This window comes from Pseudorhodoplanes sp., assembly GCA_032027085.1.
Lineage (GTDB): Bacteria > Pseudomonadota > Alphaproteobacteria > Rhizobiales > Xanthobacteraceae > Pseudorhodoplanes.
Genome location: JAVSMS010000001.1, coordinates 3,380,353 through 3,394,476 on the forward strand (window position 1 = coordinate 3,380,353; position 14,124 = coordinate 3,394,476).

Sequence of the window (14,124 nt, forward strand, 5' to 3'; positions counted from 1 at the left end):
ATTGTCACAATTCGTGATTGGCCTTTCGCCGCAAATAGGATTATATTCTGATCATCCCGCTCATCGAGGGGCGTCTTCCGGAGACGTTCTGAGGACGGAGCGGGATGCGGCGCCCTGCGGGCCGGCTCTAACGTGGAGCCGGCTCCCGGGTGGCCCCGGGGCTCCGCCCCTCCGGCAATAAGACCGGGGCGCAGCAGGCCTGCTTAAGTCGGATCGGCCACGTGTGCACGGTCCGGGAAGCGCGGCCCGGGGTTGGTGGGGAACAGTCCCGCGCTGTCGGGCCCCATCAGAACGCCGCCGACGGTGCGCCGAGAGGCGGCTGTGCTTCGCAAGGAGCGCAGCACGATCAGGACTGGCCTGCGCCTCTTGGCGCGCCGTCCCCCTCTCTCATAGCCTGGGCGCGGTTCGCGCGTCGCGGGAGAGCAAATCCGTGTGCGTATGAACGGGAATCGCGGCCCGCTCTTCCCATCCGCAAACACGCCGTCAAACCCCGATGGAACTGCAAAAATAGCCTGAAATGCGGGGATTTCCGCCGTTGCGTTCGCGAAACGTTTTTGGCAATGTCCGCGCACTTTCGGGGACCCGACGGAGGCGTTTCGCGCGTCGGGTCTCGTTTCCAAGCACGGCCGGTCGGGGGCAACCACCGGCTTGAATTCCACTATCGGGGACTGCCATGACAGCTTTGTGGGTGATCATCGCCTGCGGTTTGCTTTCCATCGTCTACGGCGTCTGGGCCACCATGTCGGTGCTCAAGGCGGACGCCGGTTCAGCCAAAATGCAGGAGATCGCGGCGGCCGTGCGCGAGGGCGCGCAGGCCTATCTCAAGCGCCAGTACACGACCATCGGCATGGTCGGCGTCGTGATCTTTGCGCTGGTCGGCTATTTCCTCGGCTGGCTGGTCGCCATCGGCTTCGCCATCGGCGCGGTGCTGTCGGGCGTTGCGGGCTTCATCGGCATGAACGTCTCGGTGCGCGCCAATGTCCGCACCGCGCAAGCGGCGATCGGTTCTCTGGCCGGCGGTCTTGAGCTCGCCTTCAAGGCGGGCGCCATCACCGGCATGCTCGTCGCCGGTCTCGCGCTGCTCGGCGTCGCCGTCTACTACTGCGTGCTGACCGTCCAGCTTGGGCTTGCCCCCAACAGCCGCACCGTCGTCGACGCACTGGTCGCGCTCGGCTTCGGCGCCTCGCTGATCTCGATCTTCGCCCGTCTCGGCGGCGGCATCTTCACCAAGGGTGCGGACGTCGGCGGCGATCTCGTCGGCAAGGTCGAGGCCGGCATTCCGGAGGATGATCCGCGCAACCCGGCGACCATCGCCGACAACGTCGGCGACAACGTCGGCGACTGCGCCGGCATGGCTGCCGACCTGTTCGAGACCTATGCGGTGACCGCGGTCGCCACCATGGTGCTCGCGGCGATCTTCTTCGCCGGCACGCCGGCCTTGAGCAGCATGATGATCTATCCGCTCGCCATCGGTGCGGTCTGCATCATCACCTCGATCATCGGCACCTTCTTTGTAAAACTTGGCGCCAGCCAGTCCATCATGGGCGCCCTCTACAAGGGCCTGATCGTCACGGGCGTGCTCTCGCTCGGCGGCATCGCGCTGGTGACGCATCAGACGATCGGCTTCGGCGCGATCCCCGGTGTGACCTATACGGGCATGTCGCTGTTCATCTGCGGCGTCGTCGGTCTGGCCGTGACCGCGCTGATCATCTGGATCACCGAATACTACACCGGCACTGACTATCGCCCGGTGAAGTCGATCGCGCAGGCCTCGGTCACTGGCCACGGCACCAACGTGATCCAGGGTCTCGCCATCTCGATGGAAGCGACCGCTCTTCCGGCGCTTGTGATCATCGCCGGCATCCTGATCACCTATGCGCTCGCTGGCTTGTTCGGCATCGCCATCGCGGTGACCACCATGCTGGCGCTGGCCGGCATGATTGTCGCGCTCGACGCCTTCGGCCCGGTCACCGACAATGCCGGCGGCATTGCCGAAATGGCCGGTCTGCCGAAAGAGGTGCGCAAGTCGACCGACGCGCTCGATGCGGTCGGCAACACCACCAAGGCGGTGACCAAGGGCTACGCGATCGGCTCCGCCGGTCTCGGCGCGCTGGTGCTGTTCGCGGCCTACAACGAAGACCTGAAGTACTTCATCGCCAACGCGAAGCAGTACCCGTACTTCCAGGGCATCACGCTCGATTTCTCGCTGAACAATCCCTACGTCGTGGTCGGTCTGCTGTTCGGCGGCCTCTTGCCGTATCTGTTCGGCGCGATGGGCATGACCGCCGTGGGCCGCGCTGCTTCGTCCATCGTCGAGGAAGTGCGCCGTCAGTTCCGCGAGAAGCCAGGCATCATGAAGGGCACCGACAAGCCGGATTATGGCAAGGCGGTGGACCTTCTGACCAAAGCGGCGATCAAGGAAATGATCATTCCCTCGCTGCTGCCGGTGCTGTCGCCGATCGTCGGCTACTTCATCATCTACTTCATCGCCGGGGGCGGAGCGGCCGGCAAGTCGGCGGCGTTCTCGGCGGTCGGTGCGATGCTGCTCGGCGTGATCGTGACCGGTCTCTTCGTCGCCATCTCGATGACCTCGGGCGGCGGCGCTTGGGACAACGCCAAGAAGTACATCGAGGACGGCCACTTCGGCGGCAAGGGTTCGGAAGCTCACAAGGCGGCCGTGACCGGCGACACCGTCGGCGATCCCTACAAGGACACGGCCGGCCCCGCGGTCAACCCGATGATCAAGATCACCAACATCGTCGCGCTACTGTTGCTCGCGATCCTCGCGCACTGATCCGCGCGCCATGAATGCGAAAAGCCCCGCGAGTGATCGCGGGGCTTTTTGCTTGGACGTTCAGACAATTATGCAGAAATCTTATTCCGTGCCGATGATCTTGAACAGATAGGTGATGTAGGACAATTCCTTTCCGCCAGTCGGCGTGGTGCGGCTGACGAAGTCGAAAACCTTGCCGTCCTTCATGCCGTAATCGGCGAGCCGCTGCACGCGGCGGTCCTTGTCGAAATAGACCGCGATGACGCGTTGGTCGACGACCTTCTGCGGCATGAAGGCGGCGGCCTTCTGCGCGCGCTGGGAAATGTAATAGAAAGCTTCGCCGCTGACGGTTGCGACGGTCGAGGGCGTGCCAAGCACGATCAGCACCTGCTCCTGGCTGGAGCCCACGGGGATCTGTTCGAGGGCGCCTTCCGGCACCACATATCCGCGCTGGAAATTCTGTTGGAAACCGCCGCAGGCCGCGAGCAAAAGACCGGCCGCAAGCAGGCAGGCTGCAGCCCGTGCATTCCGCTTCCGCTGTGATACGACAGGCCCGGTTGTTTCCATGCTGGCAAACGACCTAGCGGCCCAAATCCTGAATTGCAACGATGACACCCCTGAATCCCGGCCGCATGCGCTGGACTGACACGCGATGATATTGGCCTTGTTTTCCCGCCGTTCCCGCCGGACGGCCACCATTGAAGCCCTCTATGGCGCCATCGTGGCACAGGCCCGTCGCCCTGTATTCTACCGCGATTATGGCGTTCCCGACACGGTTAACGGCCGTTTTGAGATGATCCTATTGCACGCCGGACTCCTGCTCGACCGGCTCTCTGGTGAGGCCGGTGCGATCCGCAAAGTCGGGCAGGATGTCTTTGACCGCTTTTGCCAGGACATGGATGATACAATGCGCGAGCGGGGCGTGAGCGACCTCAAGGTGCCAAGGGAGATGAAGCGCGTGGCCGAAGCCTTTTATGGCCGGCAGGCGGCCTACCGTACGGCGCTGAATGGAGCCGATCCGCAGGCCCTGACGGACGCCTTGCGGCGGAATGTCTATGCTGGCGCTGCGGAGCATGGCGCCGCTCGGCTCGCGGCTTATACGCGGGCTGTGGCCGAGGACTTGCGTCGGCAAGAGGCAGCCGATTTGGTGGGGGGGCGGCTTGCCTGGCCCGATCCGGCTATCATATCCAGCGAATCCCACTCGTGACGTTCGGACCCGCCAAGGACCGCTTTATGGCCGCCTCCCAACCCATCTGGAGCCGCAAGGTCGCGGTTGAGGACGTTCCCGAGGCGGGCCTGCATATAGATCTTGATGCGGACGGCCACACCCGGGCGGCCATAGCGGAAGCGGCGGGTCTGCGCGATCTGCCGCGGCTCGAGGCGTCCTTTGACCTCAGCCGGCATGGCCGGGGTGGCCTGCGGGTGGATGGCGAGATGTCGGCGACGGTCGGGCAGACCTGTGTGGTGTCTCTGGAGCCGATCGAGTCCGGTATTCGCGAGACCATTGATCTGGTCTTCACACCTTCCGCCGGCCCCTCGCTGGCGGATGAAAGCGGGGCGGCCACGATGCGGTTTGGCGACGCGGAGCCGCCGGAACCGCTGATTGGCGGGGAAGTCGATCTGGGAGTGATCGTGACCGAATTTCTGATGCTGGGGATTGATCCCTATCCGCGCAAGGAAGGGGTGGAATTTGAACCGCCGGTGCGCCAGGAGGATCAGTCCGGGCATCCCTTTGCGGCGTTGGCGGCCCTGAAGAAAGCAAAGGGCGGCAAGGGCGGCGAGGGCGAGTGATGTGGTGGCTGGGCGACGGGGGCGGGAACCGGTTGTATCCGGCGGGCGAACCGTTATTGTCGCCGCTCGCACCCGGTCATCCAACACCCTCCACTGTTCCGGCGTCTCCCGGCGTCCGCTAGGTTCGGTTTATGCCCCAAAAGGTACGCATCGCGCTTGACGCTATGGGCGGCGACCATGGGCCGGCCATTGTGGTGCCGGGCGCCGACCTGTCACTGAACCGGCATCCCGACAGCGAGTTCATCTTCTTCGGCGACCAGGCGGTCCTCGTGCCGCTGATCGCCCGCTACCCCCGCCTGCAGGCGACATCCCGCGTCGTCCACACCGACGTCGCCATCAAGATGGATGACAAGCCGAGCCAGGCGCTGCGCTATGGCCGTTGGAAATCGTCGATGTGGCTTGCCATAGATGCGGTCAAGAAGAGCGAAGCCGATGTCGCGGTCTCGGCCGGTAACACCGGCGCGCTGATGGCGATGGCGAAGTTCCATCTTAAGACTATGGCTGGCATTGAACGGCCCGCCATTGCGGCGATCTGGCCAACCTTGCGCGGTGAATCGGTCGTGCTTGATCTCGGTGCGACAATCGGCGCCGACACGCAGCATCTTGTCGACATGGCGCTGATGGGCAGCGCCATGGCGCAGATTTTATTCGATCTCGATCGTCCGACCGTCGGACTGCTCAACATCGGTGTGGAAGAAGTGAAGGGTCTGGAAGAGGTGCGTGCTGCGGGGCAGATCTTGCGCGAGCGCAACCTGCCGCACATCAACTATGCAGGCTTCGTCGAAGGCGATGATATCGGCAGGGGCACTGTCGATGTCGTGGTGACCGAAGGCTTTGCCGGCAACATCGCATTGAAGACAGCAGAGGGGACCGCGCGACAGCTGAGCGCCTATCTCAAGGCGGCGATGTCGCGTAGCATCTGGGCGAGGATCGGTTACCTTTTCGCGCGCAGTGCCTTTCGCACCTTGGCCGAGAAGATGGACCCGCGTCGATCCAATGGCGGCGTCTTTCTCGGTTTGAACGGCATCGTCATCAAGAGCCACGGCGGCACCGACGCAGAGGGCTTTGCGGCCGCGGTGGATATTGGCTACGACATGGTGCGCTACGAATTGCTCGAAAAGATCGGGCAGGCGCTCATTCCCGCTGCGCGCGTCGACGCATCGGCCCAGGTTGCGGGTGGAGCAGCATTGTGACCATTCGTTCCGTGATTTTGGGGGCAGGTTGCTACCTGCCGTCGCGCCGCGTCACCAACGAAGAACTGGCGAAAACCGTCGACACCTCTGATGAGTGGATCGTGCAGCGCACGGGCATTCGCGAACGCCATATCGCAGCCGCGGGCGAAATGACCTCCGATCTCGCCATCAAGGCGGCGCAGGCCGCGTTGAAAGACGCCAAGATGGATGCGCAATCGATCGATCTGATCGTGGTCGCCACATCGACGCCCGACAACACCTTTCCGGCGAGCGCGGTGACCGTGCAGGCCGGACTGGGCATTAACCATGGAGCCGCCTTCGACCTGCAGGCGGTGTGCTCGGGTTTTGTCTACGGCATGTCGACGGTCGACGCTTTATTGCGGGCCGGCACCTTCAAGCGCGCATTGTTGATTGGAGCAGAGACCTTTTCGCGCATCCTCGACTGGACCGATCGCACCACTTGCGTGCTGTTCGGTGACGGCGCCGGCGCGGTGGTGATGGAAGCGCAGGAGCAGCCCGGCCTTACTACAGATCGCGGCGTGCTCACCTCGCATCTGCGCTCGGATGGGCGCCACAAGCAGAAGCTCTATGTGGATGGCGGGCCGTCCTCAACCCAGACGGTCGGGCATCTGCGCATGGAAGGGCGCGAGGTGTTCAAATATGCCGTCGGCATGATCACCGACGTGATCAGGGACGCCTTCAATGCCACCGGCTACACCGCCGACGATCTCGACTGGTTTGTGCCGCATCAGGCCAATCGTCGCATCATCGATGCCTCCGCGCACAAGCTGGGCATCGATCCGGCCAAGGTGGTGATCACCGTCGACAAGCACGGCAACACCTCGGCCGCCTCTATTCCGCTCGCCTTGTGCGTGGCTATTGCGGATGGGCGCATCAAAAAGGGCGATCTGGTGATGTTTGAAGCGATGGGCGGAGGATTCACCTGGGGCGCGGCGCTGGTCAGGATGTGACACTGAGCGGTCGCACCGCGCTGCAGCAAGACCATTTCGGTATTAAATTACGGGCCCGCGCGGCGGCCACGCCGGTATTTTCAAGCCATAGGTCAAAAAATCGTAGGCGCGATTGCAATTGACGCTTGAAAACCGGGTCCATATCGTTCGATAAATCAGTGGGATCGCCAATTATTTGGGGCTGTATGGCGACGATGGCGGCAAAGACAGTTACTCGGGCAGATCTGTGTGAGGCGGTCTATCAAAAGGTCGGCCTGTCCCGGACAGAATCCGCAGCTTTGGTCGAGGCGGTGCTTAAGGAGATCACCGACAGCCTGGAGCGCGGGGAAACGGTGAAATTGTCCTCCTTTGGGTCATTCGTGGTTCGCAAAAAAGGCCAAAGAATCGGGCGCAATCCCAAGACCGGCAAGGAAGTTCCGATCTCGCCGCGGCGGGTCATGGTGTTCAAGCCCTCGGCGATCCTGAAACAGCGCATCAACGGCAGCGACGGCCACATCAGCGACGACGGCCTCGACGACTGAGGTCTCTGAAAAGATCTGGGAGCAGGACTTGGACAAGGCCCCGGACGCATTCCGCACCATCAGCGAAGTTGCGGACGATCTGAAAGTTCCCCAGCACGTACTGCGTTTCTGGGAAAGCCGCTTTTCCCAGATCAAGCCGATGAAACGGGCCGGCGGGCGCCGCTATTACCGACCTGACGATGTCGATCTGCTGCGGGGCATTCATCACCTGCTCTATGGCGAGGGCTACACCATTCGTGGTGTGCAGCGCATCCTGAAGGATCAGGGCGTCAAGTTCGTGGAGACGGTCTGGCAGGAGGGCGCTGCGCAGCCGCCGCACGGTCCGCAGGATCAGGAGGATGGTGATGCTGAGGGTGCGGAGTTACCGGATGGTGAGCCGGGCTACGCCTCTGCGCCACGAGCCGCAATGTCTTCGCCGGACAACGCGGCCGACCTGTCCCGCGACGACTTACGCAAGCTTCAGGCGGCCTTGTTCGAATTGAACGAGTGCAAGCGTCTGCTCGACAGCGCCGGCAAGAAGGGCGATTGAGCCGCTTTCCGTCCTGCGGCTTCACAAAACCGTTCCGTATGGAGAGGACCCGCGCGTGCTATCAGCAGCGCTTGACGCTTTTTATCCTGAGAAGCTGCAAAAAATGGTCGGAGCGGCGGGATTTGAACCCACGACCCCTAGTCCCCCAGACTAGTGCGCTAACCGGGCTGCGCCACGCTCCGACGGCGGCGGTTATAGGTTTCCTGCGTCGGGAGCGCAACCGGCGCCTGCCATGGGAGGCCCTGAAAGGCTCAAGGCTTGCGGCAGAGGAAGACCTTTTCGCCGCGAATGAGCCCGTGCCGGGACACGTCAGGCTCGACCGCGGTGAATTCCTCGACGCCAAAGCCTGGCGCCTTCAGGCGATCGCGGAAGTCATGGCCGAACATGCGGATGTGATCTTCCTGGTTGAAATAGAGAGTCCGCTCCGCATCGCTCCCGGCCTTGGAGGCGTCGATGAAGCTTTGGTCCCATCCCTCGATCAGCGGCACCATGATCAGCGCCACGCCGCCCGGCTTCACGATGCGATAAAGTTCCGGAATGGCGCGGCTGTCGTCGACATGCTCGAGCACATGCGAGCAATAGACGAGATCGAATGAATCGTCGGGCAGGTCGATCTTCTCGATGTTGATTGTGAGATCACCGACGCCCGGCCGAAAGTCGCAGGTGACGTAGCGCTTCGGCTTGCGGCTGAGGATATAGTCGCGCATGCCCGGCTCCGGCGCGAAATGCAGGATTTCTTTTCCCTCAAAGAGCCTCTTGGCGCGGTCGCAGAGCGCGATCAGACGATGCCGTTCGAGGCTGCGGCAGCGCGGACAGCGCGAATCGATGTTCGCGCCCAGATGCAGCGGATTGTCGAAGGCGAAGAAGCGCCCCTTATAGCCGCAGACGGAGCATTCCCGGGGAAACTTGCCGAACAGAGCGCCGGCGATTTTGACGCCGTATTTCACTGCGCCGAGGTAGGAGCGGAGGGCGTTGGACATCATGGGGATTGCGGCTCGCCATCGTGATTGAATGGCGCATACCCTGCGACAAAATGAATAAGAAACATCTACGGCCTGCGCTCAGAGTGAGTTAACGCAAGCTTACGCCCGGGCTGCCCTGATCGGTCCGCGAATGAGCGCAGCAACAGAGAATGCGACGCTGACGGCGAATATGGCTGCATAGCCCCACAAGAAACCCGTGATGTCGAGTCGCATGGCGAGGACGATCGCCGTCATGGCCGTGACCGCGACGGCAAAGCCGGCGGCAATCGCGGCGAGCTGCCGGAAATAGCCGGTATGGAGGAGGAGGGAATTGGACACGGTCTGGGCGAGATTGCAGAGCAGCAGCAGGATCAGGATCGGAGTCGTGGCCGGCGGCATGACGGCGGCGGGGCCAAGCAGCAGCGCAAAAAGCTGCTCGCCCGCGAAGAGGAGAAGGCCACACAGTGCCATGGCGGGCAGGCTGCATAACGCCGTCGCCATCAGCGTCGCTTTGACGACGGCCGGCTGGTCCTTCTCTGCCAGGGCGCGGGTCTGACGCGGCACCATGACGTCGCAGCCGGCGGCGTAGATGATCATGGTGCCGCGGAACACCTTGAACGTGGTGTCGAGGATGATGGTCGGCGCACCGAGCCCGAACGCCAGCGGCACGACAAGATAGGGAATGTTCGCGGAATAATATTCGGCGCCGGCAAAGGCACCGGTCCGGAAGGCTTCCTTTTTGTTTCTGCGGAAGAACGAGCGAAAGCCCGCGACCACGCCGCCGTGCGGCCATGTCAGCGCCTGCCGCCGTGTAAGCCGCAGGATACCGGACGCGAGGATTGCCGCCCATAGCAGGTTGGCGAGAATGAGGAAAACAGTCAGCGGCAAGCCGGCAAGCATCGCCAGCATTAGCGCGATATGCCCGATGCGGCGGATCGCTTCATGCGTCTCGAAGAAGATGAATTCGTCAATGGCCATGCTCACAAAGCGCACCACGAACCAGACGAGATTCAGCGACACGAACATGAAGAATAGCGCAAATTCGAACGCGTGCAGGATCGGCTGCGCGCGCATCATCATCACGAAGAAGCAGAGCGCGGTTCCGCAAAGAACGGCTGCGGCATAGAGGCTGATCACGGCCGTCGATTGCCCGGCGACGGCGCGCGCCTTGCGGCCGGCAAGGAAGGCGTCGCGCTGACGCACGTACAGGATGCGGGCTAGACCAAGATCGAAAAGCCACAAAGATACGCCGAGCGTGCCGACGATGATGAACAGCGAGAACCGCTCCGGATCGAGCACGCGCGCAAAGACGAAAGTCTGGATCAGCCCTGCCGCCAAAGCGCCGCCCGCCGTCGACGACCGCAGGAGGAGATAGGGAATGGACAGGAAACGGCTGCTCATAAAGGACGTCCGGTGGCGCTGGCAGTCTCGCGACGGCTGATGGCCGTCGAGCCGCGCACGGCCGGGGCACCAGGCCGCGAGCTAAAACGCTAGAACGGCAGGTCTGAAGAAATCGCTTAAAGGGCTGTTCTATAGCGGTCTCACGGATCGTTTACCCCAAGGCCGTAAGACAGGTCGCCGATCGGGAACCCTTTATGCCTGCAACCGACCATAATCCTGCCGTCAGCGTCGTCGTGCCCTGCTACAACGGGGCCCGGTTCATCGACCAGTTGATGGCAACGCTGGCGGCCCAGACATTCCGCGATTTCGAAATCATCATCGTCGACGACGGGTCGGGCGAAGAAACGCGCGCCAAACTCGACAGCCTTGGCCCTACGGTGCGCGTCATTCACCAGGTCAATCAGGGGCCCGGCGCCGCCCGCAATACCGGCATCGAGGCGGCCCGCGCGGAGATCGTGCTCGCCCTCGATTGCGACGATCTGCTTGAGCCAAGCTATCTGGCGGAGACGGTGCCGGTCATGCAGGCCGCGCCGGCGGATGTCGGCCTTCTTTTGACGCATGAGCGCATGTCCGGCCTGCGGCAGGGTGTCGAGGAACATTACTTCAAATTCTTCGATCAGTTGTTCATCAATCGCGTTCCCTCCTGCCTGATGATGCGCAAGGAAGCTTGGCGCAACGCCGGGGGCTATGACGCGGCGATGCGCGAGGGCTATGAGGACTGGGAATTCACGATCGCGATGGCCGCGGCGGGTTATCGCTGCATTGAAATTCCCAAGCCGCTCTTCATCTACCGCGTCAGCAATGACGGGCTGCTGCTGCGGCTGTCGTCCAAGCTGCATGCGCAGCTCTGGGCTCGCATTCGGCGTAAGCACCGCGATCTCTATCGTCTTCCGGCTTTGCTTCGCCTGTGGTGGACTTCACGACATCAGCCCGGAGAAATGAGCCTCGGACGCGCTTTTGCGCTGTTGACGGCCGGGACGCTGTTGCCTGATCGCTCGTTCAATGCGTTAATCAACCGGGTGCGGGCGCTTAAAATGGCGCAGTAATGATCCCGCCTATTGTTTTTTAGCATGCCACTCGCACTATCGTGCGATCAGTGAATGGCGGGTTCCTCCGCTGCCGGCGCGCGTAATTGGTCGTTGCCGCTGACATCCCCCAGATCACACCGAGCAGCAGGTAATAGTGGCGCCAGTGATCGGTATCAACGATTGCACTTTCGAGACACAGCCCGAAATAGCTTGCAAACGTGACGATCAGGAAGTCCTGCCAAGGAGCGCGAATCAGCGCGGCGCGAAATCCGATCGCGAGGGTGGTTAGCACCATCGCAATGTAGATGCTACCGCCAAGCCATCCGTGATTCAGCATGGTTCCAAGATACGAGTTATGCGACACGAGGCCGTATTGTACGGCAAAGACCCAAGGGCCCATTCCATTCCAGTGGTCAAGCATCTCTTCGATGCTGCGCTGCTGGATATTGAAACGGCTGCCTTCGGTGCCCGTGTCGTAGGACTGCAGAAGAGTGGCCCTTTGCAGGAACATCTGGCGGACTTCGTCGATCGAGACCAGGATGGTCACCAGAACCGCGACCACGGCGACGGCGACGAGACTGGATAGCACAATGCGTCGCCGAGCGGCATGACTGGATCGCGTGACGAGCAGCAGTAGAATCATGGTCGTCGCGGAAACGGCAAAATGACCCCAGGCTCCGCGCGAGAAGGCGAGCAGGAGTCCAAAGAGGATGATGAAACCGGAAACGACATAGCGGAGCTTGAATTCTCCGGCAAGAAAGCGCTCACCGATCATCAGCAGGGGCATGATCAGGAAGGGGCCAAAAATATTTGGGTCCTTGAATGTAGAAACGGCGCGGTTGTTCATGATGAACACGTCGGAGCCGGCAAAGACCTTAAAGTAACCGGCGATGCCGAGCAGCGCCGCAATCGTGGCGGCCGAAACATAGCCCGCACGCAGAATGCGGTAGCGCCGTTCGCAATCAGACGAGAAGACGACGGCCATGATCATGCCACTCAACCCTAGATAGGTCGAGATCATCATGAAGGTGACCCCGTCCTTAAAATCGAGCACCTGCATCAGCGACATGAAACCGCCAATCTCGAAGACCAGCAGCATGATCACCAGAGGCATCACCTTGTAGTCGATGGGTACCCGCGCAAACAGGCATGCGACGCCAAGCAGCAAGACAAGGAACTCATAAGGGGCCGGCTGCACCGTGGTAAGAAAGCTCGACAGGATGCAGATATACAGGAGCGCCTCGAGGATTTTGACCCCAAGCGGCTTTGTGTGGCCAAGTGAAAAGGACGTCGGCGCGGCGGGCCGGGCCTCATCCAGGGTAATCAATAGGCGTTCTCGGTTTTCAGTAGCGCGAATGGCGTGATCGCCACGATGTAAAGGTCGAATAGCACCGACCAGTTTTCGATATAGTAAAGATCGTATTCGACGCGCTTCTGTATCTTTTCCTGGGTATCGGTCTCGCCGCGCCAGCCATTCACCTGTGCCCAGCCGGTGACGCCGGGCTTGACGCGATGGCGCGCGAAATAGCCGTCCACGACTTCGTCATAGAGCCGAGTTTCGGCCTTGGCATTGACCGCGTGCGGGCGCGGGCCGACCAGTGACAGGTTGCCCTTGAATACCACGTTGACGAGCTGCGGTAGCTCATCAAGGCTCGCCTTGCGGATAAAGCGGCCGACGCGGGTGACGCGCGGATCGTTCTTGGTGACGAGCTTGGAGGCGGTCGCGTCAGTGGCATCGACATACATCGAGCGGAACTTAAAGACCTCGATCATGTCGTTGTTGAAGCCGTAGCGCTTCTGCTTGAACAGCACCGGTCCGCGGCTGTCGAGCTTGATGGCGATGGCGATGACGGCCATGACCGGCAAGGCAAACAGAAGGGCGAGGCCGCCGATGACCTTGTCGAACAGCCATTTCATTACAACGTCCCAGTCCGCCATCGGGCGGTCGAAGACATCGAGCACCGGTACATTGCCGATATAGGAATAGGAGCGGGGGCGGAAACGCAGCTTGTTCAGGTGCGCCGCAAGCCGAATATCGAGAGGCAGCACCCAGAGCTTCTTCAGCATCTGCAGGATGCGGGTTTCGGCCGTGAACGGCAGCGAGAAGATCACAAGATCGATGCGCGTGCGGCGCGCGAATTCCACGAAATCGTCGACAGTGCCGAGTTTCTCGAGGCCGCCGCATGTGGTGGGCGAGCGGTCGTCGTTGCGGTCGTCAAAAACGCCGACGATCTGCACGTCGCTGTCTTCCTGGTGTCGCAATGCTGCGATCAGATTGGCGCCAGGTTCGCCGCCGCCGACGATCACCGTCCGCCGCGTCAGCCGCCCGTCATGGATCCAGCTACGCACAAGCGCGTAGAGAGCGGCCCGCTCGGCCAGCAGCACCGCAAGGCCGGCAGCGTAAAACGCGATTGCCCAGACCCGCGAGAATAGGACATCGAATTTTCCGAGAAACGATACCCCGGCTGCGATCAGGAACACGATCGACCAGGCCGAGAAGAGCCGCGCCATCTGGCTGACGGGGCGGAACGCATGCACCTGATAGATGTCGGCGGCCTGGAACGCGACAATGCTCAGCGCCGTGATCCCTGCTATCGCCGCGCCATACGTCCAGCTAAATCCATGCTGTGGGACGACATAGGCGAGATATAGAACGCTGCCCACCAGCGCGATCAGCACGCATTCGATCGCACGCACAAAACCGGCAATGACAATTGGCGAATAGGCCGGGCGCGGCTGGACAGCAGCGGCAGCGAGCGCGGCCGGCGACAGCTTTCTGGGGCCGCGCGACAATGCCGCGCCGCCGGACATTGTTGCCGATGCAGCCGATGCCGCGCTCAGCATTTCGCGAGCGTTCAACTCAACCATACGCGCCACCCTGACGAGGCTATTGTCGCGCGGTTGGTCCGCGCGCCGCCTCTTTGTCGGGACGGTCCTATCGGAAAAATTTCAACA

Annotated in this window: 13 protein-coding genes and 1 tRNA gene; 8 read left to right on the top strand and 6 right to left on the bottom strand. The window is 61.9% G+C overall.

Features of this window, described 5'->3' with window-relative positions:
• Positions 1-673: 673 nt before the first annotated feature.
• Positions 674-2,794: a sodium-translocating pyrophosphatase gene (locus tag RO009_16350; GenBank protein ID MDT3686605.1), complete on the top strand. Its 2,121-nt coding sequence runs from the start codon at positions 674-676 to the stop codon at positions 2,792-2,794.
• 81 nt (positions 2,795-2,875) lie between these two features.
• On the opposite strand, the gene bamE is transcribed toward RO009_16350, so the two are convergent.
• Positions 2,876-3,340, bottom strand: a complete 465-nt coding sequence (gene bamE / locus RO009_16355) for an outer membrane protein assembly factor BamE (GenBank protein MDT3686606.1) — start codon at positions 3,338-3,340, stop codon at positions 2,876-2,878.
• Between the two features lie 97 nt (positions 3,341-3,437).
• Here bamE and RO009_16360 point away from each other — a divergent pair, with 97 nt between their 5' ends.
• The 6 genes from RO009_16360 (at position 3,438) to RO009_16385 (ending at position 7,778) form a co-directional block, all read left to right on the top strand.
• The gene (locus RO009_16360; protein ID MDT3686607.1) at positions 3,438-3,980 is read left to right on the top strand and encodes a ubiquinol-cytochrome C chaperone family protein; all 543 of its coding nucleotides are present in this window, start codon (positions 3,438-3,440) and stop codon (positions 3,978-3,980) included.
• Between the two features lie 26 nt (positions 3,981-4,006).
• On the top strand, positions 4,007-4,564 hold the full coding sequence (locus RO009_16365; protein MDT3686608.1) for a DUF177 domain-containing protein: 558 nt from the start codon (positions 4,007-4,009) through the stop codon (positions 4,562-4,564).
• 131 nt (positions 4,565-4,695) lie between these two features.
• On the top strand, positions 4,696-5,757 hold the full coding sequence (plsX, locus tag RO009_16370) for a phosphate acyltransferase PlsX (protein ID MDT3686609.1): 1,062 nt from the start codon (positions 4,696-4,698) through the stop codon (positions 5,755-5,757).
• Positions 5,751-6,728 carry a beta-ketoacyl-ACP synthase III gene (locus RO009_16375; protein MDT3686610.1) on the top strand — a complete coding sequence of 326 codons (978 nt, stop codon included), beginning with the start codon at positions 5,751-5,753 and terminating at the stop codon, positions 6,726-6,728. Before plsX ends, RO009_16375 begins: the two co-directional genes overlap by 7 nt.
• A gap of 194 nt (positions 6,729-6,922) precedes the next feature.
• Entirely contained in the window at positions 6,923-7,249 is a 327-nt protein-coding gene (locus RO009_16380; protein MDT3686611.1) for an integration host factor subunit alpha, read from the top strand.
• Between the two features lie 28 nt (positions 7,250-7,277).
• On the top strand, positions 7,278-7,778 hold the full coding sequence (locus tag RO009_16385) for a MerR family transcriptional regulator (protein MDT3686612.1): 501 nt from the start codon (positions 7,278-7,280) through the stop codon (positions 7,776-7,778).
• Positions 7,779-7,882: 104 nt separating this feature from the next.
• Here the strand turns inward: RO009_16385 and RO009_16390 are convergent.
• From RO009_16390 to RO009_16400, 3 genes are all read right to left on the bottom strand, one after another.
• A tRNA-Pro gene (locus RO009_16390) sits at positions 7,883-7,960 on the bottom strand.
• Positions 7,961-8,029: 69 nt separating this feature from the next.
• A complete protein-coding gene (locus tag RO009_16395) occupies positions 8,030-8,761 on the bottom strand; it encodes a methyltransferase domain-containing protein (protein MDT3686613.1) in 732 nt (243 codons plus the stop codon).
• Positions 8,762-8,860: 99 nt separating this feature from the next.
• Positions 8,861-10,141: a hypothetical protein gene (locus tag RO009_16400; GenBank protein ID MDT3686614.1), complete on the bottom strand. Its 1,281-nt coding sequence runs from the start codon at positions 10,139-10,141 to the stop codon at positions 8,861-8,863.
• Between the two features lie 194 nt (positions 10,142-10,335).
• On the opposite strand from RO009_16400, the gene RO009_16405 reads away from it, so the two are divergent.
• Complete coding sequence (locus tag RO009_16405) at positions 10,336-11,187, top strand: glycosyltransferase family A protein (protein ID MDT3686615.1); 852 nt, start codon at positions 10,336-10,338, stop codon at positions 11,185-11,187.
• A gap of 19 nt (positions 11,188-11,206) precedes the next feature.
• Here RO009_16405 and RO009_16410 read toward each other — a convergent pair whose 3' ends face one another.
• Both RO009_16410 and RO009_16415 read right to left on the bottom strand, forming a co-directional pair.
• Positions 11,207-12,496, bottom strand: coding sequence for a hypothetical protein (locus tag RO009_16410; protein MDT3686616.1), 1,290 nt, complete (start codon positions 12,494-12,496; stop codon positions 11,207-11,209).
• On the bottom strand, positions 12,493-14,037 hold the full coding sequence (locus RO009_16415) for an undecaprenyl-phosphate glucose phosphotransferase (GenBank protein ID MDT3686617.1): 1,545 nt from the start codon (positions 14,035-14,037) through the stop codon (positions 12,493-12,495). The genes RO009_16410 and RO009_16415 overlap by 4 nt, the downstream gene beginning before the upstream one ends.
• Between the last annotated feature and the right edge of the window lie 87 nt (positions 14,038-14,124).